The sequence below is a fragment of the Streptomyces sp. NPDC004721 genome (assembly GCF_053601495.1).
The window spans coordinates 1-26,603 of the sequence record NZ_JBSGBZ010000056.1 but is presented as its reverse complement, the minus strand read 5'-3'; the positions used below and the strand labels follow the sequence as shown (position 1 = coordinate 26,603).

The 26,603-nt window shown below is 70.1% G+C and carries 25 protein-coding genes and 6 pseudogenes; 21 read left to right on the top strand and 10 right to left on the bottom strand.

Going from position 1 to position 26,603, the window contains the following annotated elements; genetic code table 11:
• Window positions 1-11: 11 nt before the first annotated feature.
• From ACWEK3_RS34270 to ACWEK3_RS34230, 9 genes and pseudogenes are all read left to right on the top strand, one after another.
• A complete protein-coding gene (locus ACWEK3_RS34270) occupies window positions 12-1,379 on the top strand; it encodes an L-fuconate dehydratase (RefSeq protein ID WP_453251447.1) in 1,368 nt (455 codons plus the stop codon).
• Window positions 1,376-2,137, top strand: coding sequence for an SDR family NAD(P)-dependent oxidoreductase (locus ACWEK3_RS34265; protein WP_453251446.1), 762 nt, complete (start codon window positions 1,376-1,378; stop codon window positions 2,135-2,137). The genes ACWEK3_RS34270 and ACWEK3_RS34265 overlap by 4 nt, the downstream gene beginning before the upstream one ends.
• A 2-nt stretch (window positions 2,138-2,139) precedes the next feature.
• Window positions 2,140-3,129, top strand: a complete 990-nt coding sequence (locus ACWEK3_RS34260; protein ID WP_453251456.1) for an aldo/keto reductase — start codon at window positions 2,140-2,142, stop codon at window positions 3,127-3,129.
• Entirely contained in the window at window positions 3,129-3,866 is a 738-nt protein-coding gene (locus tag ACWEK3_RS34255) for a (Fe-S)-binding protein (protein ID WP_450539441.1), read from the top strand. Before ACWEK3_RS34260 ends, ACWEK3_RS34255 begins: the two co-directional genes overlap by 1 nt.
• Window positions 3,866-5,332, top strand: coding sequence for a LutB/LldF family L-lactate oxidation iron-sulfur protein (locus tag ACWEK3_RS34250; RefSeq protein WP_453251445.1), 1,467 nt, complete (start codon window positions 3,866-3,868; stop codon window positions 5,330-5,332). Before ACWEK3_RS34255 ends, ACWEK3_RS34250 begins: the two co-directional genes overlap by 1 nt.
• Window positions 5,329-5,979: a LutC/YkgG family protein gene (locus tag ACWEK3_RS34245; RefSeq protein ID WP_453251444.1), complete on the top strand. Its 651-nt coding sequence runs from the start codon at window positions 5,329-5,331 to the stop codon at window positions 5,977-5,979. The genes ACWEK3_RS34250 and ACWEK3_RS34245 overlap by 4 nt, the downstream gene beginning before the upstream one ends.
• On the top strand, window positions 5,976-6,287 hold the full coding sequence (locus tag ACWEK3_RS34240; RefSeq protein WP_453251443.1) for an L-rhamnose mutarotase: 312 nt from the start codon (window positions 5,976-5,978) through the stop codon (window positions 6,285-6,287). Before ACWEK3_RS34245 ends, ACWEK3_RS34240 begins: the two co-directional genes overlap by 4 nt.
• Complete coding sequence (locus tag ACWEK3_RS34235; RefSeq protein WP_453251442.1) at window positions 6,284-7,135, top strand: amidohydrolase family protein; 852 nt, start codon at window positions 6,284-6,286, stop codon at window positions 7,133-7,135. The genes ACWEK3_RS34240 and ACWEK3_RS34235 overlap by 4 nt, the downstream gene beginning before the upstream one ends.
• A 503-nt stretch (window positions 7,136-7,638) precedes the next feature.
• Window positions 7,639-7,719 (top strand): annotated as a pseudogene (locus ACWEK3_RS34230) (methylated-DNA--[protein]-cysteine S-methyltransferase); the annotation flags it as partial.
• Between the two features lie 13 nt (window positions 7,720-7,732).
• On the opposite strand, the gene ACWEK3_RS34225 reads toward ACWEK3_RS34230, so the two are convergent.
• Window positions 7,733-10,081 (bottom strand): glycosyl hydrolase family 95 catalytic domain-containing protein, encoded by a 2,349-nt coding sequence (locus ACWEK3_RS34225; protein WP_453251441.1) that lies wholly within the window; start codon window positions 10,079-10,081, stop codon window positions 7,733-7,735.
• Between the two features lie 1,379 nt (window positions 10,082-11,460).
• Here ACWEK3_RS34225 and ACWEK3_RS34220 point away from each other — a divergent pair.
• Window positions 11,461-11,838, top strand: coding sequence for a nuclear transport factor 2 family protein (locus tag ACWEK3_RS34220; protein ID WP_024757633.1), 378 nt, complete (start codon window positions 11,461-11,463; stop codon window positions 11,836-11,838).
• Between the two features lie 153 nt (window positions 11,839-11,991).
• Here the strand turns inward: ACWEK3_RS34220 and ACWEK3_RS34215 are convergent.
• A pseudogene (locus tag ACWEK3_RS34215) lies at window positions 11,992-12,843 on the bottom strand (IS630 family transposase); the annotation flags it as partial.
• Between ACWEK3_RS34215 and ACWEK3_RS34210 the strand changes: the two are divergent.
• Window positions 12,787-13,071 (top strand): aldo/keto reductase, encoded by a 285-nt coding sequence (locus ACWEK3_RS34210; protein ID WP_450539556.1) that lies wholly within the window; start codon window positions 12,787-12,789, stop codon window positions 13,069-13,071. The pseudogene ACWEK3_RS34215 and the gene ACWEK3_RS34210 overlap by 57 nt on opposite strands.
• Before the next feature lie 126 nt (window positions 13,072-13,197).
• Here the strand turns inward: ACWEK3_RS34210 and ACWEK3_RS34205 are convergent, their stop codons facing one another.
• Window positions 13,198-14,085, bottom strand: coding sequence for a helix-turn-helix transcriptional regulator (locus tag ACWEK3_RS34205; protein WP_450539428.1), 888 nt, complete (start codon window positions 14,083-14,085; stop codon window positions 13,198-13,200).
• A gap of 235 nt (window positions 14,086-14,320) precedes the next feature.
• Between ACWEK3_RS34205 and ACWEK3_RS34200 the strand changes: the two genes are divergently transcribed.
• From ACWEK3_RS34200 to ACWEK3_RS34165, 8 genes and pseudogenes are all read left to right on the top strand, one after another.
• The gene (locus ACWEK3_RS34200; RefSeq protein ID WP_450539427.1) at window positions 14,321-15,337 is read left to right on the top strand and encodes a zinc-dependent alcohol dehydrogenase family protein; all 1,017 of its coding nucleotides are present in this window, start codon (window positions 14,321-14,323) and stop codon (window positions 15,335-15,337) included.
• Window positions 15,338-15,400: 63 nt separating this feature from the next.
• Window positions 15,401-16,067, top strand: a pseudogene (locus ACWEK3_RS34195) (SDR family NAD(P)-dependent oxidoreductase).
• A 41-nt stretch (window positions 16,068-16,108) separates the two neighbouring features.
• Window positions 16,109-16,648, top strand: coding sequence for a cyclophilin-like fold protein (locus tag ACWEK3_RS34190; protein ID WP_453251440.1), 540 nt, complete (start codon window positions 16,109-16,111; stop codon window positions 16,646-16,648).
• A 70-nt stretch (window positions 16,649-16,718) separates the two neighbouring features.
• On the top strand, window positions 16,719-17,486 hold the full coding sequence (locus ACWEK3_RS34185; RefSeq protein WP_453251439.1) for a glucose 1-dehydrogenase: 768 nt from the start codon (window positions 16,719-16,721) through the stop codon (window positions 17,484-17,486).
• 64 nt (window positions 17,487-17,550) lie between these two features.
• A complete protein-coding gene (locus ACWEK3_RS34180) occupies window positions 17,551-17,871 on the top strand; it encodes a carboxymuconolactone decarboxylase family protein (protein ID WP_450539421.1) in 321 nt (106 codons plus the stop codon).
• A 47-nt stretch (window positions 17,872-17,918) separates the two neighbouring features.
• Window positions 17,919-18,332, top strand: coding sequence for a (R)-mandelonitrile lyase (locus ACWEK3_RS34175; RefSeq protein ID WP_450539419.1), 414 nt, complete (start codon window positions 17,919-17,921; stop codon window positions 18,330-18,332).
• A gap of 560 nt (window positions 18,333-18,892) precedes the next feature.
• The gene (locus ACWEK3_RS34170; protein WP_450539418.1) at window positions 18,893-19,642 is read left to right on the top strand and encodes a DUF429 domain-containing protein; all 750 of its coding nucleotides are present in this window, start codon (window positions 18,893-18,895) and stop codon (window positions 19,640-19,642) included.
• 155 nt (window positions 19,643-19,797) lie between these two features.
• Window positions 19,798-19,938: a hypothetical protein gene (locus ACWEK3_RS34165; protein ID WP_453251438.1), complete on the top strand. Its 141-nt coding sequence runs from the start codon at window positions 19,798-19,800 to the stop codon at window positions 19,936-19,938.
• Between the two features lie 70 nt (window positions 19,939-20,008).
• On the opposite strand, the gene ACWEK3_RS34160 is transcribed toward ACWEK3_RS34165, so the two are convergent.
• From ACWEK3_RS34160 to ACWEK3_RS34150, 3 genes and pseudogenes are all read right to left on the bottom strand, one after another.
• Window positions 20,009-22,057, bottom strand: a complete 2,049-nt coding sequence (locus ACWEK3_RS34160; protein ID WP_450539416.1) for a spermidine synthase — start codon at window positions 22,055-22,057, stop codon at window positions 20,009-20,011.
• 280 nt (window positions 22,058-22,337) lie between these two features.
• On the bottom strand, window positions 22,338-22,865 hold the full coding sequence (locus tag ACWEK3_RS34155) for a sensor histidine kinase (protein WP_453251455.1): 528 nt from the start codon (window positions 22,863-22,865) through the stop codon (window positions 22,338-22,340).
• Window positions 22,860-23,156 (bottom strand): annotated as a pseudogene (locus tag ACWEK3_RS34150) (transposase); the annotation flags it as partial. The pseudogene ACWEK3_RS34150 and the gene ACWEK3_RS34155, both read right to left, overlap by 6 nt.
• Before the next feature lie 185 nt (window positions 23,157-23,341).
• Here ACWEK3_RS34150 and ACWEK3_RS34145 point away from each other — a divergent pair.
• Entirely contained in the window at window positions 23,342-23,470 is a 129-nt protein-coding gene (locus ACWEK3_RS34145) for a hypothetical protein (protein ID WP_453251437.1), read from the top strand.
• Between the two features lie 47 nt (window positions 23,471-23,517).
• Here the strand turns inward: ACWEK3_RS34145 and ACWEK3_RS34140 are convergent, their stop codons facing one another.
• Together ACWEK3_RS34140 and ACWEK3_RS34135 are read right to left on the bottom strand one after the other, a co-directional pair.
• Window positions 23,518-23,928: a DUF6069 family protein gene (locus tag ACWEK3_RS34140; RefSeq protein WP_450547768.1), complete on the bottom strand. Its 411-nt coding sequence runs from the start codon at window positions 23,926-23,928 to the stop codon at window positions 23,518-23,520.
• Window positions 23,925-24,536 carry a TetR/AcrR family transcriptional regulator gene (locus tag ACWEK3_RS34135; RefSeq protein WP_450547769.1) on the bottom strand — a complete coding sequence of 204 codons (612 nt, stop codon included), beginning with the start codon at window positions 24,534-24,536 and terminating at the stop codon, window positions 23,925-23,927. The genes ACWEK3_RS34140 and ACWEK3_RS34135 overlap by 4 nt, the downstream gene beginning before the upstream one ends.
• A 185-nt stretch (window positions 24,537-24,721) precedes the next feature.
• On the opposite strand from ACWEK3_RS34135, the pseudogene ACWEK3_RS34130 reads away from it, so the two are divergent.
• Window positions 24,722-25,637 (top strand): annotated as a pseudogene (locus ACWEK3_RS34130) (IS982 family transposase).
• Here the strand turns inward: ACWEK3_RS34130 and ACWEK3_RS34125 are convergent.
• Window positions 25,634-25,966, bottom strand: a pseudogene (locus ACWEK3_RS34125) (VOC family protein); the annotation flags it as partial. The pseudogenes ACWEK3_RS34130 and ACWEK3_RS34125 overlap by 4 nt on opposite strands.
• 76 nt (window positions 25,967-26,042) lie before the next feature.
• On the bottom strand, window positions 26,043-26,603 hold a 561-nt coding region (locus ACWEK3_RS34120), incomplete at its 5' end, for a C40 family peptidase (protein WP_453251436.1).

The window sequence follows — 26,603 nt, the reverse complement described above, 5'->3', positions numbered from 1 at the left end:
AAGGCACCGAGTTGTCCGCAACCACCGCGCGGATCACCGCCGTCGACACCTACGACATCCGCTTTCCGACCTCGCGGGAGCTGGACGGGTCCGACGCGATGAATCCCGACCCCGACTACTCCGCCGCCTACGTCGTCCTGCGTAGTTCGACGGGCGGCCACGAGGGCCACGGCTTCACCTTCACCATCGGTCGCGGCAACGATGTCCAGGTCGCCGCCATCGAAGCGCTGCGCGAGCACGTCGTCGGACGTCCGGTCGCCGAACTGTGCGCCGATCCCGGCTCGCTGTACCGCGACCTGATCGGCGACAGCCAGCTGCGCTGGCTCGGGCCGGAGAAGGGCGTGATGCACATGGCCATCGGCGCCGTCGTCAACGCGGTCTGGGATCTGGCGGCCAAGCGCGAGGGCAAGCCGTTGTGGCAGCTCCTCGCCGACGCCGACCCCGCATGGCTGGTCTCCCAGGTCGACTTCCGCTACCTCACCGACGCCCTGACCCCCGACGAGGCCCTGGAACTCCTACGCACGGGCAAGCAGGGCGCCGGCGACCGGGCCGCCGAGCTGCTGCGGCGCGGCTACCCCGCCTACACCACCTCCCCGGGCTGGCTCGGCTACTCCGACGAGAAGCTCACCCGCCTCGCCAAGCAGGCCGTCGCCGAGGGTTTCACCCAGATCAAGCTCAAGGTCGGCGCCGACCTGCAGGACGACATCCGCCGCTGCCGTGCCGCCCGCGAGGCCGTAGGACCAGACTTCCGGATGGCCATCGACGCCAACCAACGGTGGAACGTCGGCGAGGCCGTCGAATGGACCAAGGCACTTGCCGAGTTCGACCCGTACTGGATCGAGGAGCCCACCAGCCCCGACGACGTCCTCGGTCACGCCGCCATCCGGCGTGGCGTCCACCCCGTCAAGGTCGCCACCGGCGAGCACGTGCAGAACCGCGTCGTCTTCAAGCAACTCCTGCAGGCCGACGCCATCGACGTCCTCCAACTGGACTCCGCCCGCGTGGCCGGCGTCAACGAGAACCTCGCCGTCCTGCTGCTCGCCGCCAAGTTCGGCGTCCCGGTGTGCCCGCACGCCGGCGGCGTCGGGCTGTGCGAACTCGTCCAGCACCTGTCGATGTTCGACTACGTGGCCCTCACCGGCACCACCGAGGACCGCGTCATCGAGTACGTCGACCATCTCCACCAGCACTTCCTGGACCCGGTGGTGATCACCGACGGGCACTACCGGGCACCCACCACGCCCGGCTTCTCCGCCACCATGCACCGGACCACCATCGACACCTACAGCTTCCCCCATGGAGCGTTCTGGACGGCCGACGCGGCCCTGGCCGAGCCCGGCACGGACACGACGGACACGGGCACGGAGGACCACGCATGAAGACCGGACTCGACGGGCTCACCGCCCTGGTCACCGGAGGAGCCTCCGGCATCGGACTGGCCACCGCCCAGCTGCTGAGCGAGCACGGCGCGGACGTCGCCGTCCTCGACCTCGACCCTCGCGGCGTGAGCGCCCCGCTGCGCGGCCTCACCGCCGACGTCACCGACGACCGCTCCGTCCGCTCCGCCGTCGAAGCGGCGGCCGGGGAGCTCGGCGGCATCGACATCCTGGTCAACAACGCCGGTATCGGCGCCGCCGGAACGGTCGCGGACAACCCGGACGAAGAGTGGCACCGCGTGCTCGACATCAACGTCCTCGGCATCGTCCGCACCACCCGCGCCGCCCTGCCGTACCTGCGCGACTCGGACGCCGCCTCGGTCGTCAACACCTGCTCCATCGCCGCCACCGCCGGCCTGCCCCAGCGCGCCCTCTACTCCGCAAGCAAGGGCGCCGTGCTCTCGCTCACCCTGGCCATGGCCGCCGACCACGTCCGCGAGGGAATCCGGGTCAACTGCGTCAACCCCGGCACCGTCGACACCCCGTGGATCGGGCGGCTGCTGGACGCCGCCCCGGACCCGGCCGCCGAACGCGCCGCGCTCAATGCCCGCCAGCCCACCGGCCGCCTCGTCACCGCCCAGGAGGTGGCCACCGCCATCGTCTACCTCGCCTCCCCGGCCGCCGGCAGCACCACCGGCACCGCCCTCGCGGTCGACGGCGGCATGGCGGGCCTGCGCCTGCGACCGGAGCCCCAGCCGTGACGCTGCGCCAGAACCAACTCGGACGCAGCGCCGTACGGGTCAGCGAGCTCTCCTTCGGCGCGGCCGGCATCGGCAACCTCTTCACCCCGGTCACCGACCACCAGGCCGAACAGGCCGTGACCGCCGCCTGGGACGCGGGCGTGCGGTACTTCGACACCGCCCCGCACTACGGGCTCGGCCTGTCCGAGCGGCGCCTCGGCGCCGCGCTGCGCGACCGCCCCAGGGACGAGTACACCCTGTCGACCAAGGTCGGCCGGCTGCTCGAACCCGCGGACACCGACGGAACCGACCTCGCAGCCGGCTTCGCCGTCCCCGCGACCCACTGTCGTGTCTGGGACTTCAGCGTCGAGGGCGTCCGCCGCTCCCTCGCCGACAGCCTGGAACGCCTCGGCCTCGACCGGATCGACATCGCGTATCTGCACGACCCGGACGACCACGCCGAGCAGGCCCTGGAGGAGGCCTACCCGGAGCTGGAACGGCTGCGCGGCGAAGGCGTGCTCGGCGCGATCGGCGTCGGCATGAACCAGGCCGAACTGCTGACCCGCTTCATCCGCGAGACCGACATCGACGCGGTCCTCCTGGCCGGCCGATACAGCCTGATCGACCAGCGCGGCCTCGTCGACCTGCTGCCCCTCGCGGCCGACCGTGGCGTGGGGGTCGTCATCGGCGGCGTCTTCAACTCCGGCCTGCTCGCCGACCCCCGCCCCGGCGCCACCTTCGACTACGCCGCCGCGCCCGATGACCTCGTGGCACGCGCCCTCGAGCTCAGGACCGTCTGCGAGCGGTACGGCGTGCCGCTGCGCGCCGCTGCCCTGCGCTTCCCGTTCGGGCACCCGGCCGTCATGAGCGTCCTGGTCGGCACCCGCAGTGCCGCCGAGGCCGAGGACGCCGCCGCCCTGCTCAACCGCCCCGTGCCGGACGCGTTGTGGGCGGAAATCAAGGAACTCGGGCTGTTGTCTCCGGATGTCCCGCTCCCCGCACAGGAGCGCTGATGCGCGTCGCCCTGTTCATCACCTGCTTCAACGACACCCTCTTCCCCGGCACCGGCCGGGCCGTGCTGACCGTACTGGAGCGGCTTGGCCACACCGTGGACTTCCCGCAGGAGCAGACCTGCTGTGGGCAGATGCACTTCAACACCGGCTACCGCCCGGACGCCGTTCCCCTCGTGGCCCGCTTCGCACGGACCTTCGCCGAGTACGACGCCCTGGTCACCCCGTCCGCGTCCTGCGCGGGCATGATCCGGGACAACCACCCCGTGCTGGCCAGGGAGTACGGACCCACCGGCCTCCAGCAGCAGGTCGCCGAACTGGTCCCCCGGGTCCACGAGTTCACTGAGTTCCTCATCGACGTGCTCGGCGTCACCGATGTCGGCGCCCGCTTCCCCCACCGGGTCACCTACCACCCCACCTGCCACTCCCTGCGCGGGCTGCGCCTCGGCGACCGGCCGTTGCGACTGCTGCGCGAGGTCGAGGACATCGACCTCGTGGACCTCCCGGCCGCCGACTCCTGCTGCGGCTTCGGCGGCACCTTCGCCGTCAAGAACGCCGAAACCTCCGGCGCGATGCTCGCCGACAAGACGCGAGACGTCCTGGCCACCGGCGCCGACGTGCTGTGCGCCGCTGACAACTCCTGTCTGATGCACATCGGCGGCGGCCTCTCCCGGCAGGGCAGCGCCGTGCGGACCATGCACCTGGCCGAGATCCTCGCCGCCACCGAAGGAGCCGCGTGATGAGCAACCCTGGTGACCGCGGGGTCGTCTGGCTCGGTTCTCCGTCGTTCCCCGACGCCGCCCGCAGCGCCCTTGGCAACACGCAACTGCGGGTCAACCTGAAGCGGGCCACCTCCACGATCCGTGACAAGCGCCTCGCCGTCGCCTCGGAACTCGACGATTGGGAGGCACTGCGCGAATCGGCCGCCGCCGTGAAGAAGCGCGCCGCCCGCCATCTCGACCGGTATCTGGTGCAGTTGGAGGAGGCGGTCACCGCGGCGGGCGGCACCGTGCACTGGGCCGCCGACGCCGCCGAAGCCAACCGCATCGTTACCGAACTCGTCCAGGCCACCGGCGAGTCGGAGGTCGTCAAGGTCAAGTCCATGGCCACCCAGGAGATCGGCCTCAACGAACACCTCGCCGAGGCAGGCATCACCGCCTACGAGACCGATCTCGCCGAACTCATTGTGCAGTTGGGCGACGACCGTCCCTCGCACATCCTGGTCCCGGCGATCCACCGGAACCGCACCGAGATCCGCGATCTGTTCGCCTCCGAGATGGGCCACTGGGGCCGTCCTGCCCCCGAAGGCCTCACCGACGACCCGGCCGAACTCGCCGAGGCGGCCCGACAGCACCTGCGGCAGAAGTTCCTCACCGCCAAGGTCGCCGTCTCCGGCGCCAACTTCGCCGTCGCCGACACCGGTACCGTCGTCGTCGTGGAATCCGAGGGCAACGGCCGAATGTGCCTGACCCTCCCGGAGACCCTGATCACCGTGATGGGCATCGAGAAGGTCGTCCCCACCTGGTCCGACCTGGAAATCTTCCTCCAGTTGCTGCCCCGCTCCTCCACCGGCGAGCGGATGAACCCGTACACCTCCACCTGGACCGGCACCACCGACGGCGACGGCCCGTCCCGGTTCCACCTGGTACTGCTCGACAACGGCCGAACCGACACACTCGCCGACACCGTCGGCCGCCAGGCCCTCGCCTGCATCCGCTGCTCCGCCTGCCTCAACGTCTGCCCGGTCTTCGAACGCACCGGAGGCCACGCCTACGGCTCCGTCTACCCCGGGCCGATCGGCGCCGTCCTCACCCCGCAACTGGTCGGGGTCGAGCACGCGGCCACCCTGCCCTTCGCCTCCACACTGTGCGGGGCCTGCTACGACGCCTGCCCCGTGAAGATCGACATCCCGAAGCTGCTCGCCCACCTGCGGTCCGAAGTCGTCGAGTCGAAGCGCCGCGCCGCACGCCTGCCCACCGCCGAGGCGGCGGCGATGAAGGCCGCCGCCACCATCCTCGACTCCCCGCGACTCCTCGCCGCGGCACAAAAGGCGGCGGCCCTCGGCGGCCGCGCCCTGGCCCGGCGCGGACGCATCGGCCGGCTGCCCGGCCCGCTGCACGGCTGGTCCGACACCCGGGACACGCCCACACCGCCCGCCGAGTCCTTCCGAGCCTGGTGGCGCAAGAACCGAGAAGGTGACCGATGAGCAGCCGCGACGCGATCCTCGGACGCATCAAAGCCGCCCTCGCCGACGTCCCCGCCGACGAGGCTCCGGTCGACGTGCCCGTCCCCCGGAACTACCGCCGAAGCCACATCCAGCCCGGTGAGGACATCGTGGCCCTGTTCGCCGAACGCGTCGCGGACTACCGCGCCACCGTCACCCGCACCCGTCCGGCAGGCCTGCCCGCCGCCATCGCCGCCGCCCTCACCGCCCGCCGCGCCCGTCGCCTCGCGCTTCCCGAAGGCTTCCCCGCCGAACTGCTCCCGCCCGGCGACTGGCAGTGGCACAGCGAACCGCTCGACGTGCCGGCCCTGGACGCACTGGACGGCGCGCTCACTCTCGCGGCGGTCGGCATCGCCGTCACCGGTACCCTCGTGCTCGACACCGGCCCGGGACAGGGCAGGCGCGCCCTCACCCTCGTCCCGGACTACCACCTGTGCGTCATCCGCGCCGAGCAGATCGCCGCGGACGTCCCCGACGCCCTTCGCCGCCTCGACCCGGCCCGGCCGCTGACCTTCGTCTCCGGCCCGTCCGCCACCAGCGACATCGAACTCGACCGGGTGGAGGGCGTCCACGGACCCCGCACCCTGGCTGTCGTCATCGTCGACCCCACCCACCCGGAGCAGCCATGAGGATCGCCCTGCACACCCGCGTACGCGCGGACCGGATCGCGCAGTACGAGACTGCCCACCGTGAGGTGCCCGCCGAACTCACCACCGCCATCCGGGCCGCGGGCGTCAGCTCGTGGACCATCTGGCGCAGCGGCAGCGAGCTGTTCCACCTGCTGGAGTGCGAGGACTACGCCCGACTGCTCGCCGAACTGGAACACCTCCCGGTCAACGTCGCCTGGCAGGCGCGGATGGCCGACCTCCTCGACGTCGTCCACGACTACTCAGAGGCGGGCGCCGAGGCCGGACTCCCGGTGGTGTGGGAGCTGTGACCGGTCGGCGGATCATCGACGCGCACCACCACGTCTGGAACTTCGCGGCCCGGCCACAGCCGTGGATCACGGGCGAAGCCCTCGCCCCGCTCGCCCGGTCCTTCTCGGCCGCTGACCTCGTCACCGAGGCACGGACGGCGGGCGTGGTCGGCACGATCGTCGTCCAGACGGTCTGCGTGCCCGAGGAGACACCCGAACTGCTGGCCCTCGCGGCCAGCAGCGACCTGGTCGCCGGGGTGGTCGGCTGGACCGACCTCACCGCCCCGGATGTCGCCGACGCGATCGCCGTCCTGCGCGAACGGCCCGGCGGGGACCGGCTGGTCGGCATCCGTCACCAGGTCCAGGAGGAGCCGGACCCGAGCTGGCTGCTGCGCCCGGACGTACGGCGCGGCCTGACCGCCGTCGCCCAGGCCGGGCTCGTCTACGACCTCGTCGTCAAACCACACCAACTGGCCGCCGCGGCCCACGCCGCCGCCCGGCTCACTGGGCTGACCTTCGTACTTGACCACCTCGGCAAGCCCCCGATCGCCACGGGCGCCCTCGCCCCCTGGGCCGCCGGCCTGCGTCGCTTGGCCGCCCTGCCCAACACCGTGTGCAAACTTTCCGGCCTGGTCACCGAGGCCGCCCCCGGCGGCTGGCGTACCGAGGACTTCAAGCCCTACGCCGACACCGTCCTGGACGCCTTCGGTCCGCAGCGGTTGCTGTTCGGATCCGACTGGCCGGTCTGCACCCTGGAGGCGGACTACGCGGCGGTCGTCGGGATCGCAGAATCGCTCACGGAGGCACTCGGCCCAAGGGAGAAGGAAGCGGTGTTCCACGGCAACGCGATCCGCGTCTACCGACTGTAGGCCACCCGACACGCGCCCGCCGGCGGTCTCGTTCAGGCGTAGGCGTAGGCGCTGCGGAGCCACCCCGCCCAGTTCGTCCAGGTTGCGATGACGGCGCTGCTCACGGCGGCGAACGGTGGCGAACCTTCATGCAGTCGTTCGACCCCGCCCATGCCGTCGCAGTCGGGATCAGTGCGACGACGACGCCGTGGATCACCGTCGTGACGCGGTCATCTCCCTGCGATGCAGGGATGCACTGGCTCGTCGGACATCGGTGCCGGGCCCGGGTCCTTGCCACCTGAGGGCCGGGCAGCAAGGAACGGAGGAGCCACTTCTCGGTGTGGGCGACATGAGCCGAAGCCGCGGCCGCTGCGGCAACGGGGCCGTAAGCCTCGACTCGTCAGCGGGGTTGAGGTTGAGTCACCTCCGACGGCCTGTTGGACGACGAGGGGGCGCGGGATGAGCGTGGTGAGGATCGCCCCGAACAGCAGGTACGGCCCACGACGAGCCCGGCTTCTGGGACCGGCGCCGACGGCTCGCTCACCGGATACGCGGGCGGCCTCGAGCGCAAGCAGCACCTGCTCGCGCTCGAGCACACGGTCTGAGGGATCCAGGAGCTCAAGCCGAGGGCAGCCCCCAACTGGGCGCCGGTGCGTTCGGCGTGACCGGTCCGATCCGCAGTTCGGGACGGTCGCCCAGGGCAGTGATCAGCACCGACTCGCCCTTGCCGAGGGCTATGCGGATCGCCCCGTCGCCCGCGTCCTCGCATGCGAGCGGCTTGCCCCGCCCGTCCCGGACGTCGACCGGCCCCGCGATCCCATGGCGTACCACGCAGGGCGCGCCGGCCTCGCTGACCAGCCGCACCCAGCGGGTCGCCCCGGCCTCCCGGACCGCGCTCAGCAGGAACGCGCCCTGGGTGCGAAAGTCGTGCACGGTCAGTTCCCGCCAGGCGGCGGGCAGCGCCGGGAAGACGCGGATCACGCCGCCCCAGGACTGGCACACCATGTCGTGCAGGGACTGTGCGGCGGACAACGGTGTCTCGATGACCGGGCCCGACTCCTTGTACATGGTGTTGGCCTGGATGAAGCGGCTCATCAACTGGCCCAGGTACCTGAGCGCGTCGTCGCCTTTACCGAGGAGGGCTGACATCGACGCCGCGCCCGTGAACGTGTAGCCCTGAAGGGCGCCTTCGAAGCCCACCCAGTGGGCCAGGGACTTCTCGATCAGGGCCTTCTCGTCCGGGGTGCGGCCGGTGAGTTCGTACAGCGGATAGACGGCGAGCAGGTGAGAGTAGTGACGGTGGGACTTCGCGAACGGGATGTCGGCACCGATCATGAAGCCGTTGGAGTCGGTCGGGTAGGGCACGCGCTTGGCCAGGATCTCGCGCCAGCGCGGGGCCAGTTCGTCGTCGATGCCGAGCAGTTCGGCCGACTCCAGCAGCGTCCGGCAGCCCCAGGTCAGCAGCATCAGGTCGTAGTTGCAGTCGCGGGAGTCGCCGCCGTACTCGGGTGAGAACGTCGCCGGCAGGTGCAGTTTGCCGTCCGCGCCCGGCTCCAGGAAGTGCAGGTAGTAGTTGATCGCCTTGCGCAGAAGGGGAAAGAGGACATCGCGCAGGATCGACTCGTCCATGGTGTGGCGGTAGCTGAGCCAGACATTGTGCAGGGCCCAGGTGAGGTTGCCGACCTCGGGCGTGGGCGGGTTCTGGCCGGGGATGCCGACGCCATAGCCGGTGAGAGTGCTTGCCGCGCCGTTGACCAGGGACGGGTCCGTGGTGCGCGGGATGCCGAGCGAGTCGCCGCGGTACGAGGGCGCCACCTCCTTCGCGAGGTTCTCCCGGAACTCGCTCAACGCGCGTGTGACGGCGTCGAGTTCCAGATGGTTGGAACCGTGGATCAGCCAGTACTCCAGCTGCGCGTTCAGGTTCCACCAGGTGTTGGGCCAGGGTGTGGACTCCAGCCAGGGGCCGCAGGTCGCCATCACGGGCGCGTCACGGCGCGCGGCGGAGGCGGCCTTGTAGAGCTGGATCCAGTAGAACCGCTGGATGCGGGCATCGGGCAGGGACAGGAAGCTCTTGCGGTAGAAGTCGTGCCACCAGGCGCGATGCGTGACGGCCAGCGCCTCGTACGGCAAGACGGAGACGTCGCGCACCGCTCGTAGTGCGCGGTCGCGGGCCGTCGACGTGGGGAACGAGTGCGCCACATGCACGTACAGAGTGCGCCGATCACCGCGGGTGCGCTCGCGCCAGGCGGTGACGTGCTGCCCGCCCGCGAGCAACGGCTGCACGGCGACCGACACGTCGTCGTGCTCCTCGACCTCGGCGGGCGGATTACCTCGGTACCCGTCGGGCAGCGGCATGAAGGCGGCGCGCGGACTGATTGCGTTCGCCGGGTGGAACGCCCAGGCGAAGTCGCGCTCGCCCTCGCTCGGGGTCACCTCCACGGCCAGCACCGAACGGAAGGTGTGGACGAAGGCGCGGAGCGCGAGGGTGCCGCGGTCCGTGGTCAGCGTGCCGGTCAGCTCGGCGTCGCGCAGTCCCAGACGCCAGTCCAGGCCCGTGATCGTGCCGACCGGCTCCAGCGTGAAGTGCCCGATCGGCAGCCGCGCGAGGCCGAAGAGGGAGCCGAACTCAGGGCGGTGGTCCTGCACCTCGGAGTGCTGCACATTGAAGCGGACGGCCCTTGTCGCGGCTCCGGGCTCCGCGTAGATCCCTGAGCCGAGCAGACCGTTGCCGAGATATGGCCCCTCGTACCAGGTCTTCGGCATGCGGCGCCAGACGAGATCGGCGTCGTCAAGTACCGTGCGCCAGGCGTCGTCGGGGGCGTCGACACGGCCCGGACCCGTCGTGGGTGCGGCCCCGTGTTCCGGGGCGTCCGCCGCCCGAGCCGGTGTCGGCAGCCCTCCGACCAGTAGCGCTCCGCTGAGCGCGGAGCCGGTCGCGAGTACGGTTCTTCTGGACGGTATCGGCATGACGCCTCCCGGGGCTCGGACTCAGTAAGAATTCATCGGAGCTATCCCGCCATGCAAGGTAGGGATGGTGTGCGAGATCGTCAATACGTCGTGAGAGATCCGATCTGTCAGCCACAGATCACGGCACCGAGTCACGCCCCCGCAATCAGCTCGGGCATCTACCCGTCAATGATCGCTCGCCGTTGCGGCCTGACGCCCAGCCGAGTCGGCGAAGTCATGTCCGGACGCCGATCCGCATCACCGGCCTCGTCCCCGCCCGCGACCGCCACGGCCTGCCCCGGCTCCGGGTCCGGGTGCGCAACACCGGGGCCTGGGCCGTGGACATCACCCCGAAGCTGCCAGTCCGGACAGAGCACCGCCGGCAACCGGGTCACGCTGAACGCGGCGCGCACGGCGTTCTCCTACAGCGGGCCGAGCGGCAACGAGAGCTGCAGCTGGAACCCGGCTGTGGTCATCACAGTGCCCGCCAACGCGGCGACCGGCCAGTACACCGGCACCATCACCCACTCCGCCGCCTAACCAGCTGCACCCACGCATTCCGGCGGAGACCTCACTCGCCGCCCACCGGCTCGCCGCCGTGTCAGGCGCAACGTGTGCGGGCCGTGGGGCCCCGCCCTTCGGTGTCTCGACGAAGGCCCCCACGTACACGCAGCCAGCAGCCGTGGACAGTTGCTGGCCATAGCTGTCCACGCTCTGCCCGGCGAAGGAACTGGTCACGATGACGTGATCCACGGCGCGGCGCACGCTGATATGCACCCGGCGCTGAGCGTTGTGCGGCCCCTTGACCAGCCCCCAACTGGTGCGGCAGCCCGGTTGGTGGCGCAGCAGGAGTGGACCGAAGTCCATGCCGTTGGGTAGCCGCAATGGGACTTCGTCGAACGTTATGACCTGCGCGACCACGTTGGGTGAGCCGCAGCCGGTCTCGATGGGGTCGGTGGCGTCCGCGGGAGAGCCGGGGGTGGACCGCGCCTCCGGCAGGCTTCACCGTTTCCGCGTGGGTCAAGCTGGACAAGTCGACCACTTCCGGTCTTCGATGTCTCCATCAAACCCGGGGCGATTCAGGTTCGGCTTTGCCACGAGTGTGGTTGCCGCTGATGACTAGGCGTGCACCTGCCATTCCTCCTGAGGGATGTGGTTCTTCCGATGTGTCTCCAACGCGATCAGCCCACGCGCGAGCGACGAAGACCGGGCGCGTGAGGAGGATGTCTCCGGCTTGTGCACGCAGCCTCGCAGGCCCGTGACAGCACTTAGTCGCAGAACTCGTCCGGCAGTTCGGACGGCACACGTCCAACTAGTGCTGTGACCGGGATGGTTCACCGTGGTCGGGAGACGGCTCACGGGACGAGCGCGGTCCGCGAGGCGAGTGGTATTACTGGTGCATGCAGGAAGAGACCGCGCGGTCCGCGATCGACACGTTCATCTCCGCGTTCAACGCCTCGGACGACAGCTATGTGACTGCGCTGCTCTCCCAGGCCCTAACCTCGGACGTGGTCTTCTGGGGACCGTTGGGCCGCAGTGAGGGGATCGAGGCGGTCGAGCGGTTCGTGCTGGACATCCGGCGCCACCCCGCGGGGACCGGCACGATGGTGCGCTGTTCGGCGGTGGACATGCCGGACGAGTGGGCCCGGTACCAGTGGGTCTTCACGACGCCGGATGGAGGCCCCCGCCTGGCGGGAACGGACGTCGTCCATCTGCGGCGGAGCCTCATCGACCAGGTCATCGTCTTCGCGGGGGAGATCGAGCCGTCCGCCTCCTGAGTCATTCTCCTCTGGCGCCGTCCTTCTCCTGAACCGGCCCCGTTCGGGGCTCCGGGTCTGCCCAGCCGAGATCATCTTCACACCGCTTCGGTAGTCCGCGCTTGGCCACGAGCGGACCGATGATGCGCTGTGGCTGTGTAAGTTCGCGGTTGGTCAGGCTGCGGTGTTGAGGGGGCGTCCGCCCCAACGGATGCCCTTCTCGCTTCGGACGCGGGCGCGTTCCTTGCGTTCGGCGGCCAGGACGTCGCGGTGGCGGGCGTTGGCGTTGCGCCAGCGTAGATAGGCGTGCGGGGCTCGTGTCTGCACGGTGTGGTTGGGGTGGTTGGAGTTGGCGATCGTGAACTGCCTCAGCGGTCCGAAGTGGGCCTCGATGGGGTTGGCCCAAGAGGCGTAGGTCGGGGTGAAGCACAGCTCGACCTTGTGCTTTGTAGCCCAGCGGCGGATGTCGGTGCCTTTGTGGGCGGACAGGTTGTCCAGGATCACGTAGATGGGGGCGCCGTCGGGCCGGGCGGCGCGGATCGACTTGAGCGCGGCCAGCGTGTTCGCGGTACCTTTCTTGCGGCGGTTGACGCCCCACAGCATGTCGTCGCCGACCGAGTAGCAGCCGTGGAAGTACCGGACTCCATGGGTGCGGTGGTAGGTGGCCGGCACCCGGTCGGAGTGTTTCCGTTCGGCCCAGCCCGAGCCTGCGGTGGGCCGGATCCCGAGTGGGCCGAACTCGTCGAACGCGAAGACCCGGTCGGGGAAACGGTCCAGGACGTGCTCGATCCGGTCCAGCTTCGCCTCGCGGTCGGGGTCGGTGGATTCCTTCCAGGTCTTGGTGCGCTGGAAGGTGACTCCACGACGGGCGAGCAGGCCGCGTAACGCCTCGCGGCCGATACGGATCACTCGGCCGTGGACTGTGCGCAGGTAGGCGACGAGTTTGCGTAGCGACCAGCGAGTGAAAGGCTGGCCGAGCTTGGTGGGGCGGGTGGTGGCCGTCTGGACGACGAAATCCTCGTCGTCATCGCGCTGGCCGTCGCCTTCGTCGTCAACCACCCGGGCGTCACCTCGGCGATCATCGGCCCGCGCACCATGGAGCAGCTGGAGGCGTTCCTGCCCACCGCCGACGTCACGCTGTCTTCCGACGTGCTCGACGCTATTGACGAGATCGTCGCCCCCGGGGTCACGGTCAACCCGGTCGACAACAGCTACGGCGACTTCGAGCTGCGGGCCGACCAGCGGCGACGCTGACAGGATCCGGCCCAAGGCCCGGGGCCGGATCGCCTCCGGAATGGCTTCTGCCTCCTTGCCGGCTCTGGCTCCCTGGAAGAGGCGTCGCGACCTTCCGCGACTGCGGGTGTGCCGCGGGGAGGGAGATCAGTTCTCTCGCGGCCGCCCGGCGAGGGCTTCCTTTGTCGCGGCCCAGGAGGCGAGCAGGCGCAGGCGCTCTTCGGAGGGTGAGTCGGGTTCGGCCGTGTAGATGGTGACGGTGAGGCCGGGTTCGGCCGCCATCTCCAGGCCCTCGTAGGCGAGGGTGATGTCTCCGACGGCCTCGTGGTGGAAGTTTTTGGTGCCGGTGCCATGGTGGCGGACGTTGTGGGCGCCCCAGCGGGTGCGGAAGTCGTCGCTGCGGGTGGAGAGTTCACCGACGAGGTCGTGCAGCTCCTTGTCGTGAGGGTTGCGGCCGGCCTCGGTGCGCAGGATCGCGACGGTGACGTCGGCGGCCAGGCCCCAGTCGGGGTAGAAGCGGCGGGACGCGGGGTCCAGGAACGTGAAGCGGGCGAGGTTCGCCTGGTTGTGGGGGTTCGCGTAGACGTCGCTGTAGAAGGCGCGGGCGAGGGCGTTGGTGCCGAGGATGTCCATGCGGCCGTTGCGGACGAAGGCGGGGCCCGCGGTGATGGCGTCGAGCGTCCACTGCAGGCTCCGGTGCGGGGCCCACTGCCGGGCGGGGCGCCGGCTTCGGGGACGGATGAGGGTGTCGGAGCCGTCGGCGGCCTGGGCCAGATGGAGGAGGTGGGCACGTTCGGCGTCATCGAGCTGGAGGGCGCGGGCGACGGACTCGAGGACGGCGGGGGAGGCACCGGCGAGGTTGCCGCGTTCGAGCTTGGCGTAGTACTCCACGCTCATGTCGGCGAGGGCCGCGACCTCGCTGCGGCGCAGCCCGGGGACGCGGCGCCGGGTCCCGGAGGGCAGTCCGGCCTGCTCGGGGGTGATCTTGGCTCGCCGCGAGGTGAGGAACTCGCGGACCTCCTGTTGGTTGTCCACCCTTCGACCGTACGTGCAGCGGGCCGCATGAGGGATGTACTGCCGGTACACCCATCGACGGTGACTGGCTGGCCGCGACGGAGGGCGGTTACCTGGAGGACGTGGCGCTGTCCCCGGCCGTCCGTCGGCGGGGACGGGGCCGCCCGTCCTCGGCGCGCTGACACCTCGCGGCCCAGGGCCGGGCGTACGCGGACCGCACGCAGCGGTCTGACTTCACGTGAGCAAAGGAACCCTCATGCGCGGCGCAGTGATCCACGCCCCCGGGGACGTCCGCTTCGAGACGCTGGACGACCCGAAGATCCTCCACCCCACCGACGCGGTCATCCGCACGGCCGTCACCTGTGTGTGCGGCTCCGACCTGTGGCCCTGGCGTGGTCTGGAGCCGATCGGCGACGCCCATCCGATGGGCCACGAGTACGTCGGCTTCGTAGAGGAGGTCGGCTCCGAGGTCACGGCCGTGAAGCCGGGCCAGTTCGTCGTCGGCTCGTTCGCGACCTCGGACAACACCTGCACCAACTGCCGTAACGGCTTCCCCTCGAACTGCCTGCATCGCGAGTTCATGAGCACCTGCCAGGCCGACTACGTCCGTATCCCCAACGCCCAGGGCACCCTGGTCGCCACGGACGAGGTGCCGGGCGAGGAGCTGTGGCCCGGTCTTCTGGCCGTCTCCGACGTCATGGGCACCGGCTGGTGGGCCGCCGACGCCGCCGAGGTGAAGCCCGGATCCACCGCCGTGGTCGTGGGCGACGGGGCGGTCGGCCTGTGCGCGGTGATCGCCGCCAAGGAGATGGGCGCCGAGCGGATCATCGCCATGAGCCGCCATGAGTCCCGGCAGAAACTGGCCCGCGAGTTCGGCGCCACCGACATCGTCACCGAGCGCGGCGACGAGGGCATCGCCCGGATCAAGGACCTCACCGACGGCATCGGCGCCGACAGCGTGCTGGAGTGCGTGGGCACCGCGCAGGCCACGCAGCAGGCGCTGCACTCCGCCCGCCCCGGCGGCAACGTCGGCTTCGTCGGCGTCCCCCACGACGTCGCCATCGACGGGCAGGAGCTGTTCTTCTCCCACGTCGGCCTGCGCGGCGGCCCCGCCCCCGTGCGCCGCTACCTGCCCGACCTCATCGAACGCGTCGTGACCGGCCGGATCGAGCCGGGCAAGGTCTTCGACCTCACCCTGCCCCTCGACCAGGTCGCCGAGGGATACAAGGCCATGGACGAGCGCCGAGCCATCAAGGCACTCCTCAAGCCCTGACCCCGGACCATTCCGCTTCCGGGGCTGAACGCCCCTTCACCCCGCTCGAGGAGGACCTCCAGCATGACCACGTTCGCTCTCGTCGGTGCCGGTCCCGGCCTGGGGCTGGCCACCGCCCGCCGCTTCGGCACCGCCGGCCACGGCGTCGCCCTGATCGTCCGCAGCGCCGAACACCTCCAGCACCTGACGGACGATCTCCGCCGCGACGGCGTCGAAGCCCGCGGATTCTCCGCGGACGTCCTGGACTCGGTCGCGCTCACCGGCGCCCTCCAGGACGCGGCCGGGGAACTCGGGCCGATCGAGATCCTGCAGTACAGCCCGGTGTCGCGCGCCGACTTCATGAAGCCGGTCCTCGACACCACCGCCGCCGACCTGGAGGACCCGCTCGCCTTCTCCCTCAAGGGCCCAGTGACCTGCGTGAACGCGGTCCTGCCCGGTATGCGGGCCCTGGGGCGCGGCACCCTTGCCTTCGTCAACGGAGGCAGCGCGGTCCGCCCGCACCCCGAGCGGGCCGGCGCCTCGGTCGCCTTCGCCGCCGAGAGCGCCTACATCCGCATGCTCCACGATGCGCTCGGCCACCGAGAACATCCACGCCACCCAGCTGATCATCCCCGGCGCGATCCGGCCCGATTCCGAGCACAGCACCCCTCAGGTGCTGGCCGAGCGCCTGTACGCCCTGCACACCGAGCGCGACGGCTTCCGCCACTACGCCGAGCCGATGCCCGAGTGACGAACAGGCCGTGGACAAGTCTCCGGCACCCTCTCCCGGCGGTGCCACTTTGGCTCCTCGGGCCGTTTCGACCGGTCCAGTCGGCGATCGCGGCGGCCCTGGGACTGCTGGCTCTGACCGCCTGCTCCGGCACCGGGCAGACCGCCGACCAGTCCGCTTCGGCGGCCGCCTCCGGGCGCCCCCGGACGACCAGCACCCAGCCCACCCCACCGTCCGACTGGAGCAGCACCGTGCGCATCCAACTCACCCTCGACGGACACCCCGTCCGAGCCACCCTGAACGACAGCCCCGCTGCCAGGGACTTCGCCGCGCTGCTCCCGCTCTCGCTCGGCCTGGAGGACTTCCACCGGACCGAGCGGGTCGCCGACCTCCCACGGAAACTTGACACATCCGGCGCCCCGGACGCGCCCACCCCTCAAGCAGGGGACCTGGCCCACTACGCACCCTGGCGCAACCTGGCCCTCTTCTACCGCGACGGCGAGAGATCCCCGGGCCTTGTCATCCTCGGGCACCTCGACGACAGCCAGGACATCGACCGGCTGGCCACCGCCCACCGCGTCACCATCGAACCCCTGACCTGATCTGTCTCGGCCCGCACACCCACTCGGCATACCGCCGCCCCCACGCACCGCACGGAAAGAGCGAAGCCCGTTGAACCCCACGTACGACTTCACCGGCCAGGTCGCCTTCGTCACCGGAGCCTCATCCGGCATGGGCCTGGCCACGGCACGGGCCTTCGCCGAGGCGGGCGCCGCCGTCGGCCTCGCCGACATCGACGAAGCCGCCCTCGATACGGCGGCACGGCAGCTGACCGACGAAGGCCACAGGGCGCTTGCCCTCACCTGCGACGTCACCGACGAGTCCCAGGTCGCCGCCGCCGTCGACCGCACGGTGGAGACCTTCGGACGCCTGGACATGGCCTACAACAACGCCGGCATCCAGATCCCGCCCGCCGACGCCGCCGAGGAAGCGGCCGAGATCTTCGACCGCGCCCACGCCGTCAACCTGCGCGGCATCTGGGCGAGCATGAAGCACGAGCTGCGTCACATGCGCGCCCAGGGCAGTGGAGCGATTGTCAACTGCTCCTCCCTGGGCGGCCTGGTCGGCATCCCCGGCCGCGCCTCGTACCACGCCAGCAAGCACGGCGTCATCGGTCTGACCGGCAGCGCCGCCCTGGAATACGCCCCGCGCGGCATCCGCATCAACGCGATCTGCCCCGGCACCGTCGACACCCCCATGGTGAGCGACATGATCGCCAAGGGAGAACTCGACCGCGCCGAGGCCGAAGCGAACCAGCCGATCAACCGTCTCGGTACCGCCGACGAGATCGCGCAAGCCGTCCTGTGGCTGTGCAGCCCCGGCGCCAGCTTCGTCGTCGGCGTCGCGCTGCCCGTCGACGGCGGCTACGTCGCCCAGTGACCACCAAGTTGGCGAGCGGCTTCCCCCGGCGGGACCGACCCGCTACGCAACAAGGAGTGACAGCATGCCCAAGCAGTCCGCGCCCAAGGAGCTGGAGGCGATCGCGCCCAAGCTCGTCGAGGTCACCAACGAGGTGCTCTTCGGTGACGTATGGGAGCGCCCCGGGCTCTCACCGCGCGACCGTAGCCTGGTGACCGTCAGTGTCCTCGCCGCGCTCTACCGCAGCGAACAGCTGCCCTATCACCTGGGCGTGGCGCTGGAGAACGGCCTGAGCGTCGAGGAGCTCTCCGAGGCCATCACCCACCTGGCCTTCTACGCCGGCTGGCCCAACGCCATGACCGCGATCAACCATCTCAAGAAGCTCGCCGAAGAGCGCGACGCCTGACACCCGCACACCACTTCCCCGCAGCCGCACAGCAAGGAACGCCTTCTGTGGAAATCGTCACGCAGACCCCGACCGCCAAGGCCCCCGCCGAGCGCTTCACCGGCGACGTCTACCTCAACATGATCGAGACCCCAGCCGAGCCGGCCCGGCTGGCGACGGCCCTGGTCCGCTTCACCCCCGGTGCCCGTACCAACTGGCACTCCCACGCCAACGGCCAGACCCTCTACATCACCGACGGTGTCGGCCTCGTCGGCACCCGTGACGGCGACGTCGTACGCGTCAGCGCCGGCCAGACCGTCAAGTGCCCGCCCGGCGAGGAGCACTGGCACGGCGGCACCGACACCACCCTCATGGCGCACATCGCCATGGTCGTCGGCGATGCCGACGGCGACGGCACCACCTGGCTGGAACCCGTGACCGACGAGCAGTACGCCGCAGCGCTCGCCACCGCCACCCGCTGAGGGCCACTGGGACGGTCGGTGCGCGAGTGATGGGACGCACGCCCGGCATTCAATCTGATGCGGTGCCAGGAGGCGTGCTCATGGACTCGTGGCGCTCATGAGCGGCCGGCTCGTGGGGTGATGTCCTTCGGCGCCGTTTGGTCCACGACTGGTCCGGAAGAGATTCCCTTGGATGTCAGACAGTAGCGCGAAGACAACAAAGAATGTTCTTCGTCTGCTGGTGGGGCGGAGCTCGCCGGTCAGGGCGAGCATCGCACCCAAGCGAGCAGGTCCAGGGGCAATCCAGGCGACCTCCAGCCTGATCTGGTTCTGCGTCATGCCCTGGAGCGGGAGGTTGCGCACGCCAGTGGCGCGGGCGGCGCGGATGCGGCCCTCGGCGCGGGCACGCCGGCGGTGACGCAGCTCCAGCGCGGCGACTGGGGTGTTCTTGGTATAGGTGGTGGAGCAGGCCAAGCGCATCCCGTCAGCGTCGGAAGCCCCGGAAAAGTCCCGGAGCGCTCGCGGTGGTGACGGCCACTCCTCCGGCTTCGGCATGGCGGGGGTGCAGGCATGCTGGGTGCATGCGAACTCTCGGCATCGATCTCTCCGCGAGTCCTCCCCGTACCGCCGCCGTCCTGATCGACTGGTCGGCAGCCGGGGCCGTGGCCGGGCCCCCGATCCTCGGCTGCACCGACGAACAACTGCTGGACCTGATCTCGGGTCTTGAGGAGGAAGACCAGGCCGGGGTGGACTGCCCCTTCGGCTGGCCAACCGCCTTCGTCGCCGCCATGGCCGCTCATGCCGCTCCCCACCCCACCTGGCCGGGCCGGGACGCAGACGGCGCAGACGATCTGCGGGCGCTGCGCTACCGGCGCACCGACCTGATCGTTGCGGGCCACGCTCCGAGACATCCGCTGTCGGTCTCCTTCGACAGGCTCGGGGCGGTCGCGGCTCGCTGGGCACGCCTGCAGGCGGTCCTGGCCCACCGTGGCCATCCCGTCGACCGCATGGGAACCGGCCGGGTGGCGGAGGTGTATCCGGCCGCCGCCCGGATGCAGTGGGGTCTGAGGCTGGGCACGGTGGACGAGCTCGAGGCCGCCGCTTCCTGGCTGCGCATGCCCGAGGCGGCACGGCGGGCGTACGCGGCCAGCCGCGACGCCTACGACGCCCTCATCGCCGCCCTCGTCGCCAAGGCGATCAGGTCGCGGCTCACCACCTGGCCCACAGCAGATGACGCCAGACTGGCACAGATCGAGGGCTGGATCCATGTCCCCGGCTCGGGGGCGCTGTCATGCCTGGCGGCACCTGCCGCCGCGCCCTCGTCCGACTGAACGGTGCCACCAGGAAACAGCCGACCGTCTGATGGGCGTCCTCTGAGCAGGGGAACGCATGAAGGACCCGGGCCGCGGCCAGCGCGGTGTTCCGCGCGACCGCTTCCCGTCTGACCAGGCCGTTTCCGGCACAACGTCGCCGAGTGGGGAGCGGTGTGCTGCAGTTGGAGCCAGGCACCCGGTGCGTGGCCGTGGGCATCGCCGTCCAGGCGGGCGAGCAGCCGGACCAGGGTGCGCGGGATGCCGCGGGCCAGGCCGATGCGCTCGTTGCGGCGGCCTTACAGATCGACGTCTGATCGAGGGCGAGCCATCCGCTGCGCTCCGCCATGGCCACCGCCTCCCGGCCGACACCAACCTGACCAAGCTCTATCGGCTGTTGAGGGTCACCGTCTCGTCCGGCACCAGCGGTGACTGCACGCCCGGACCGCGCCCGGCGAACCGCATGGCGACGCACGCACCCAGGTACAGCAGGGCGACGACGAGCAGGAGCGCCTGATAGCCCGTCACCAGGGCCAGATACTCGAGCGCGCCCCCGGTCAGCGCGCCCAGCAGATTCGCGCCGAACGCGGATGTCGGGTCCGGGGCGAGTGCGAGGCGGTCCGAGAAGATGAGGTTGGCGCAGAAGATGGGGGCGAAGGCGAGGGCGATGGCGGCGGCGAGCCGTCCGGCGAAGGGCAGCGAGAGCACGGCGTGTGCTGGGACGAGCCAGGCTACCGCGAGGGTGCCGAAGAGCAGGAGCTGCAGTAGCAGCTGGTTGACCCGCCGTAGCCGGCGCCGGACCTCGACCGCCGCGAGGACGGCGAGCAGGACGCCGATGAAGACCAGGGCGTTGACCAGCCAGGTCGTACCGAAGTAGAGCGCGAAGCCGATCACGTTCTTCGTTTCGAGCAACATGAAGGCCGCGCCCATCAGGAACATGTCGGTGTAGCGGACAGTGCTTCGGATGCGAACCCCGGTCAGGCGCACCGCCAGGAGCGTCACCAGCAGGATCGTGCCCAGCGCGCCCAGGTACAGCGTGGGAATGTCCCGGTGGAGCAGATACGGGAAAGGGTGGTCATCGCTCGCGGCCGCAGGGACCGTGCCGCTGGGCTGCCAGGTCTGATCGCACGACTGGTCGGCGGCCGTCATCCCGGCCACCAACACGGCCGCGTTCTTGCTGAACGTCGTCATGCAGGGGGCGTGGCCGTAGATGTCATCGAGGGAGCCGGCGAAGCGGTCGACCAGCCAGCTCTTCCGGTAATAGTTGTACATGGCGAACGCGCCGTGTGGCGCCAGGTGATCGCGTGCTGCCTCGAACGCCTGCTGGGTGAACAGGTAGCTCTCCAGGCGCAGATTGCTCGCACCGGCCACCAGCGTCAGCGAGTCCGGCAGCGCCAGGACGACGAGGTCGTACTTGGTGCTCGTCCGTTCCAGGAAGGCCCGTCCGTCGTTGATGTGGACGTGCACCCTGGGGTCGTCGTACGGCTTCGCGGGGTGCAGTTGTGCGCCGATCTGCTGCAGCCGGGGATCGATCTCGACCGCGTCCACGCGCTGTGCTCCGTGCGCCAGCGCGACCGCGACGTCATTGCCGTTTCCGGCTCCGATGACCAGCACGCGCTTGTGCGGGTTGCCGGGCGTCTGGTCGTACGCCTGCCGATATGGTGAGTTCTTTTGCATCAGTACCGGGAGCGGCGCGATGTTCTGGTGCGGGACGCCGTTGGCGGAGATGCTGTACCCCCGGGTGGTGGGCGTCAAGGGCGTGAGCTGGATCTTGTAGTAGGGCGACCAGGAGATGCCGGCCGTCGTCGTCTCCACGAACAGCGCAGCGACCATCGCCGTGAGGGGGATGCCGTATCGCAGGGTGTTGCGCCGTCCGCCGAGGATCAGCAGGGCCGCGGCGGCGAGTACGCCCCACACGACCGACGGGGCGCGGAGCCAGGACAGCAGGGCGAAGGACACCGAGCCGGTGAGGCTGCCGAGCAGGTCGTAGCGGTAGGCATCGAGCGAGGGAAGCCGGCGGAAGAGATCGGCGGTGATCTTGCCGATCGCAGCCATGATCACTGCGGTGAGGAGGAAGATGGCCGGCAGCGTCACCCACTCGGGCAGGCCGGTGGTTTTCACGGTGGTGAAGTAGATGACCTGGTCGCTGCTCTGACGCACCTGCACCGGAAACTCGCGTACCAGGATGACGAGAAGCGCGAGCGGGACCGTTGCCCAGCGTTTGAGCCATTGCCCGCGCGCGGCGGGGATCAGGAACCCGATGCCGATGCCCAGGAACGACCCGAGCAGGATGAAGTTCGAAAAGTAGCTGAGGTGGACGACGTTGGCGCCCGCCCATCTGATCAGCGCCAGCTCGACGAAGAGCATGGTGGCGCTGGCCAGCAGGAGCCTCCAGCGCACCGAGTGGTCGGTTTGTCTGGTTTCGATCAGTTTCACGCGTAATTACGGTGCCATCTCCGGCTCGATGGGTCGAGGCGACTTGCCGATTTGGTGACGGTATAGCCTGGCCCGGACCGCTCTTGCGGACCGTCTCCACCAGCAGCACTCCGCCGGCCTGGGACGCCACCCCGCGAACCGTCCCCCCTCGATGCGGACGCGCCGTCCGGTGGCAGGCCCACTGCGCCTGGACGGAGTCAGGGTGGTCTCGGCGAGGGCGAGGCCGCGGCCTTCTCACCCGCGTTGAGTCAGCCGCTACGGGGCTACACATAAACGCTGGTTATGTCCATATCGCCGGGAGGGTGATCCAGACGACGGCGCCTCCGTCGGGGTGGTTGGCCGCGCCGTAATTGCCCCCGGCTGCACGGGCGATGGCGGCGATGATGGCCAGGCCGAGGCCGGTGGTGGTGCGGGCGCGGTCGGACTGGGTGAAGCGGTCGAAGGCCCGGGGGAGGAGGTCGGGCGGGAAGCCGGGGCCGCGGTCACGGACCTCGATGCGGATCTGCCCGTCCTCTTGGCGGGCGGTCACTGCGATGGGGCCGTGGCTGTGCTGCTGGGCGTTGCGGATCAGGTTCGTGACAGCACGTTCCAGCCGGGCTGCGGAGATTGCGGCGGCAACGTCGGTGGCGCAGTCAACGGTGACTGTCTTGTCCGGTGCCCCGTTGCCGAGCCGAGCGGCCACGCGCCGCAGCACCGGCTGGAGGTCGGGTACGGCTGCTGCTCCTCGCTCAGTGCCCTGATGACGGTCGGTGCGCGCGAGAAGCAGCAGGTCCTCCGTCAACTGGACTAGCCGTACGGTCTCCTGCACGCCGACCGTCGCCTGCCCCTTCTTCACATTGCCCGTCTCGTCGACGATTAGCACCGCCTGCTCGGCGCGCAGGTGGTCGACGACGTACTCACGCAGATAGTCACGGGCTGCGTCCGCGTCCCACTTCGCCCGCTCCAGCAGATGCTGCATCCCATCCGGTGTGGCCTCGCCGGCCCACTCCGCGATCGTTCAGCAGTTCTTCCGCGGCAGGTCCGCCAGCAGCCCTCGGACGAACTTCCCCACCGGACGGCGGGGTTCGGCACGCGCGAACCGTCCGGCTGTGCGCCGCATCAGCCCTGCGAAGTCATCGTCCCAACGGCCAGGGTCTACGCTGTGACCAGCGGCCACCGCCTGATCTTCAGTCTTCACACACCGATGATCACCGGTGGCCGGACCCGTCTCCGACCTCACCCCAGAGCTCCCCCGACCTCGTCTACGGTTCCGACATCGCCAACATCGGCCTGACCGTCCCGGCGGTGGCCATCGCAGCGATCCGGCACGAGGGTCCGCTCTTGTTGGGCGTCGGCCCGACCCACCAGGTATCGCTCTTCATCTCGATCGTGGTGGGCACTCTGACGGTCATCCCCGGCCGCGCGACGCTCTAGCAGGGCTGCCTCCATCTGGTGCTGTGCGGCGTACTGGGTGCTGGCGGTCACCCCCTGGCGGCACCGGCTCCCGCCCCGGGGGACCTGCCGCCCAGCCCCGGGATCAGCACCGCCGCCACCGCCAGGTGCATCACAACGAGGGAGACCCGGGTGCCGCCGTCCATGCCGTCGCCGATGAACGGCAGGAAAGACATGGCCAGTACGGTGCCGGCCACCCCGGTCCAGATGGCGCGGGCGCGCCGCGCCCGGAACCGCTCCAGGGCGGCCAGCAGTCCCCAGCCGGAGAGCGACGCGAGCAGTGCGACGACCGCCACGGGCACGGCGCCGATGTCGAGTGTCTGCTCGCCGTCGGCGATCTGCAGCCGGTGCCCCAGCAGTGGGTCCGCGACCAGCCACACCAGGACGGGGGCCAGGACGGTCAGGGCCGTAACCCTCAGGCGCCTTCTCCGGGCGCTCACGTGGCGCCCCCCGAGAGCGCCCCGTGCAGGAAGACCTCCACCAACTCCTGCGGGGTCAGGTCGGGCTCGTCCTCGGTACGCGGCTGGGTGAAGAGCAGCCCGAAGAAAAGGGCCGCGATCTGCTCCGGCGGCCGGCGCAGGGCGGCCTTGTCGGGCTCCAGCAGCTCCGCGAGGGCCGCGCGGATACGGGTCGTCGACTCGTCGCGGCCCGCGCCGCGCACCGTGCCGGGGTGCTTGCCGCCGCGATGCCCCAGCGAGCCGGCGATCGCGCCCATCCTGGACATGTGCGCCTGCAGCGCCTCGGCCGCCTCCGCGAGCCGGTCGGGCAGCGGCTGGGATACGTCGATCGCGTCGAGCTCGCGGACCGCGTGCTCGGGGGAGAGCGCCTCGACCATGCAGGCCTGCAGCAGCTCGTCCTTGTCGGCGAAGACCCGGAAGATCGTGCCCTCGCCGATGCCTGCGGCGCGGGCGATCTTCGCGGTCGTCACCGCGGCCCCGTACTCGGCGATCAGCGGGATCGCGGTCTGGATGATCATTTCGCGGCGCTGCTCCGGCGACATGGCGGGGGCGCGGCGGCGGGTGGTCTGGTTCTCCTTAGGTGCTGTCATGACCGCGAGAGTACGGAGTGAGTCCTCACTCCGTCAATGAGTGAGGACTCACTCCGCTCACTTTTCCGTACTCGGCTGCTTGTCGATGGCAGCCCACCAAGATCCACAACTAGGGCTGGAGTACTAGATGATCGATTCCAAGGGATCGGCTGCGCGCATGAGGCGAGGGAGCCCAAAGTGCGGTTGTGAAGCCAGACTTGGACTCCCTCGCCATCGCGCTGTACGTGAAGACCGACGACATGCTGAAGGCATCGCCGCATCTCGCACCGTGTCGACCGGCTGTCGGGATCACTCCCAAACTCACCGATGCCGAGCTGGTCACCCTCGCGGTGATGCAGGCCCTGCTCGGGTTCACCTCCGAGGCGAAGTGGCTCCGCCACGCCCGCGCTCACCTGCGGCATCTGTTCCCGTACCTGCCCCAGCAGCCCGGCTACAACAAGCGCCTGCGCAAGGCCGTCGACCTGCTCCGCCGGATCACCCGGCTGCTGGCCACCGACACATCCGTGTGGAGCGACGACGTATGGATCGTGGACTCCACGCCCGTGGAATGCGGCCGCTCCCGCGAGACCGTCAAACGCTCCGAGCTGGCCGGATGGGCCGAGTACGGCTACCGCGCCAGCCACAGCCGCTTCTTTTGGGGCCTGCGCCTCCACCTGGTGTGCACGCTCCAGGGACTGCCCGTCGCCTTCGCCCTGACCGGAGCGAAAGCCGACGAGCGCGAGACGCGGCTGGACCTGCTCGACGCCGAGCCGGAACTCGTCGCCACCGGGCCCGGACAGACCTTGATCGGCGGCAAAGAACTACTTCGGCCGCGACTTCGAACGAGAGCTGGCCGAACACGGCATCCGGCTGCTGCGGCCGACCCGCAAGGGCGAACCGGAGCGGCCCGGAGCCGAGCTGTTCAAACCACTGCGACAGGTCATCGAGTCGGTCAACGAGACCTTCAAGGGCCAGCTCGACCTGGAACGGCACCACGGCCGCACACCCGCCGGCGTCGTCGCCCGCGTCATGCAGCGCATCCTCACGTTGACCACCGCCATCTGGCACAACGGCCAGAGCGGACAGCCCGTCCTGCGCTCACTGACCGCCTACGACCGCTAACCCTTGGGACCCATCATCTGGTTGGGCGGTGCCAGGGTGCGCAGGACATCGAACTCGTTGCCCTCGGGATCGGCCATGACCACCCAGCTCCGGCCGGGTCCCTGGCCCACGTCCACCTTGGCGGCGCCGAGGCCGAGCAGCCTGGCCACCTCGTCGTCGGTACTGCCGTCGATCGGACTGACGTCGAGGTGGAGCCGGTTCTTCACGGTCTTGCCCTCGGGCACCCGGGTGAACACCAGGGTGGGCGGTATCTGGTGGGCCCGGACCTCCTCGACGGTCGGCACCCAGGAGCCGATCTCGACCTTGCCCTCGCTCCGGTCGATCACCTGACCTGTGGATCAGTGCGGACCGGCGTGCGTCGTGCGTTCGGGTGGCGCACCGCATCGATCTTGGAGGGAGTCAAGGTCAGACGCGGATGCCGAACATGAACGGCCCACCGATGGTGTTCATCGACTCGTATCGCACGGCCGTCCCGGGGCGCGGTGCGTGCAGGGTCTGGCCGTTGCCGGCGTAGAGGCCGACGTGGTGCAGGTCGTTGAAGAAGAAGACCAGGTCGCCGACCTGGAGCTGGCTCTGCGAGTAGATGCGGGTGCCTATGTTGGCTTGTGCCTCGGACGTGCGTGGGATGGAGACACCCGCCTGCGCGTAGGCCCAGGAGGTCAGGCCCGAGCAGTCGAACGAGGACGGGCCGGTGGCGCCGTAGACGTACGGCGTGCCCACCTTGCTCTGGGCGGCGGAGAACGCGGCGCCGGCCCGGCCGGAGGCGGGGGTGGAGTTGCCCAGCTGCACGCGGTCGGCGGAGGCCCGGCTGGCCCTGGCCTGCTCGGCGGCGAGCGCGGCCTTCTCCGCGGCGGTGAGGCTGTTCAGGAGTCGCTGCGCCTCGGCGAGCTTGCCCTGGACTTCCTTCTTCTTGTTGCCCAGCTCGGTGCGGGTGGCGGCGAGGTCCTTGAGCTTCGAGGAGGCCTC

Excerpts from the sequence above, each read along its gene's own strand:
- ACWEK3_RS34225 (WP_453251441.1), bottom strand. The coding sequence starts at position 10,081 with ATGCCGATACCGTCCAGAAGAACCGTACTCGCGACCGGCTCCGCGCTC.
- ACWEK3_RS34245 (WP_453251444.1), top strand. The coding sequence starts at position 5,329 with ATGAGCAGCCGCGACGCGATCCTCGGACGCATCAAAGCCGCCCTCGCC.
- ACWEK3_RS34240 (WP_453251443.1), top strand. The coding sequence starts at position 5,976 with ATGAGGATCGCCCTGCACACCCGCGTACGCGCGGACCGGATCGCGCAG.
- ACWEK3_RS34265 (WP_453251446.1), top strand. The coding sequence starts at position 1,376 with ATGAAGACCGGACTCGACGGGCTCACCGCCCTGGTCACCGGAGGAGCC.
- ACWEK3_RS34255 (WP_450539441.1), top strand. The coding sequence starts at position 3,129 with ATGCGCGTCGCCCTGTTCATCACCTGCTTCAACGACACCCTCTTCCCC.
- ACWEK3_RS34200 (WP_450539427.1), top strand. The coding sequence starts at position 14,321 with ATGCGCGGCGCAGTGATCCACGCCCCCGGGGACGTCCGCTTCGAGACG.
- ACWEK3_RS34220 (WP_024757633.1), top strand. The coding sequence starts at position 11,461 with ATGCAGGAAGAGACCGCGCGGTCCGCGATCGACACGTTCATCTCCGCG.
- ACWEK3_RS34250 (WP_453251445.1), top strand. The coding sequence starts at position 3,866 with ATGAGCAACCCTGGTGACCGCGGGGTCGTCTGGCTCGGTTCTCCGTCG.
- ACWEK3_RS34135 (WP_450547769.1), bottom strand. The coding sequence starts at position 24,536 with ATGACAGCACCTAAGGAGAACCAGACCACCCGCCGCCGCGCCCCCGCC.
- ACWEK3_RS34180 (WP_450539421.1), top strand. The coding sequence starts at position 17,551 with ATGCCCAAGCAGTCCGCGCCCAAGGAGCTGGAGGCGATCGCGCCCAAG.
- ACWEK3_RS34170 (WP_450539418.1), top strand. The coding sequence starts at position 18,893 with ATGCGAACTCTCGGCATCGATCTCTCCGCGAGTCCTCCCCGTACCGCC.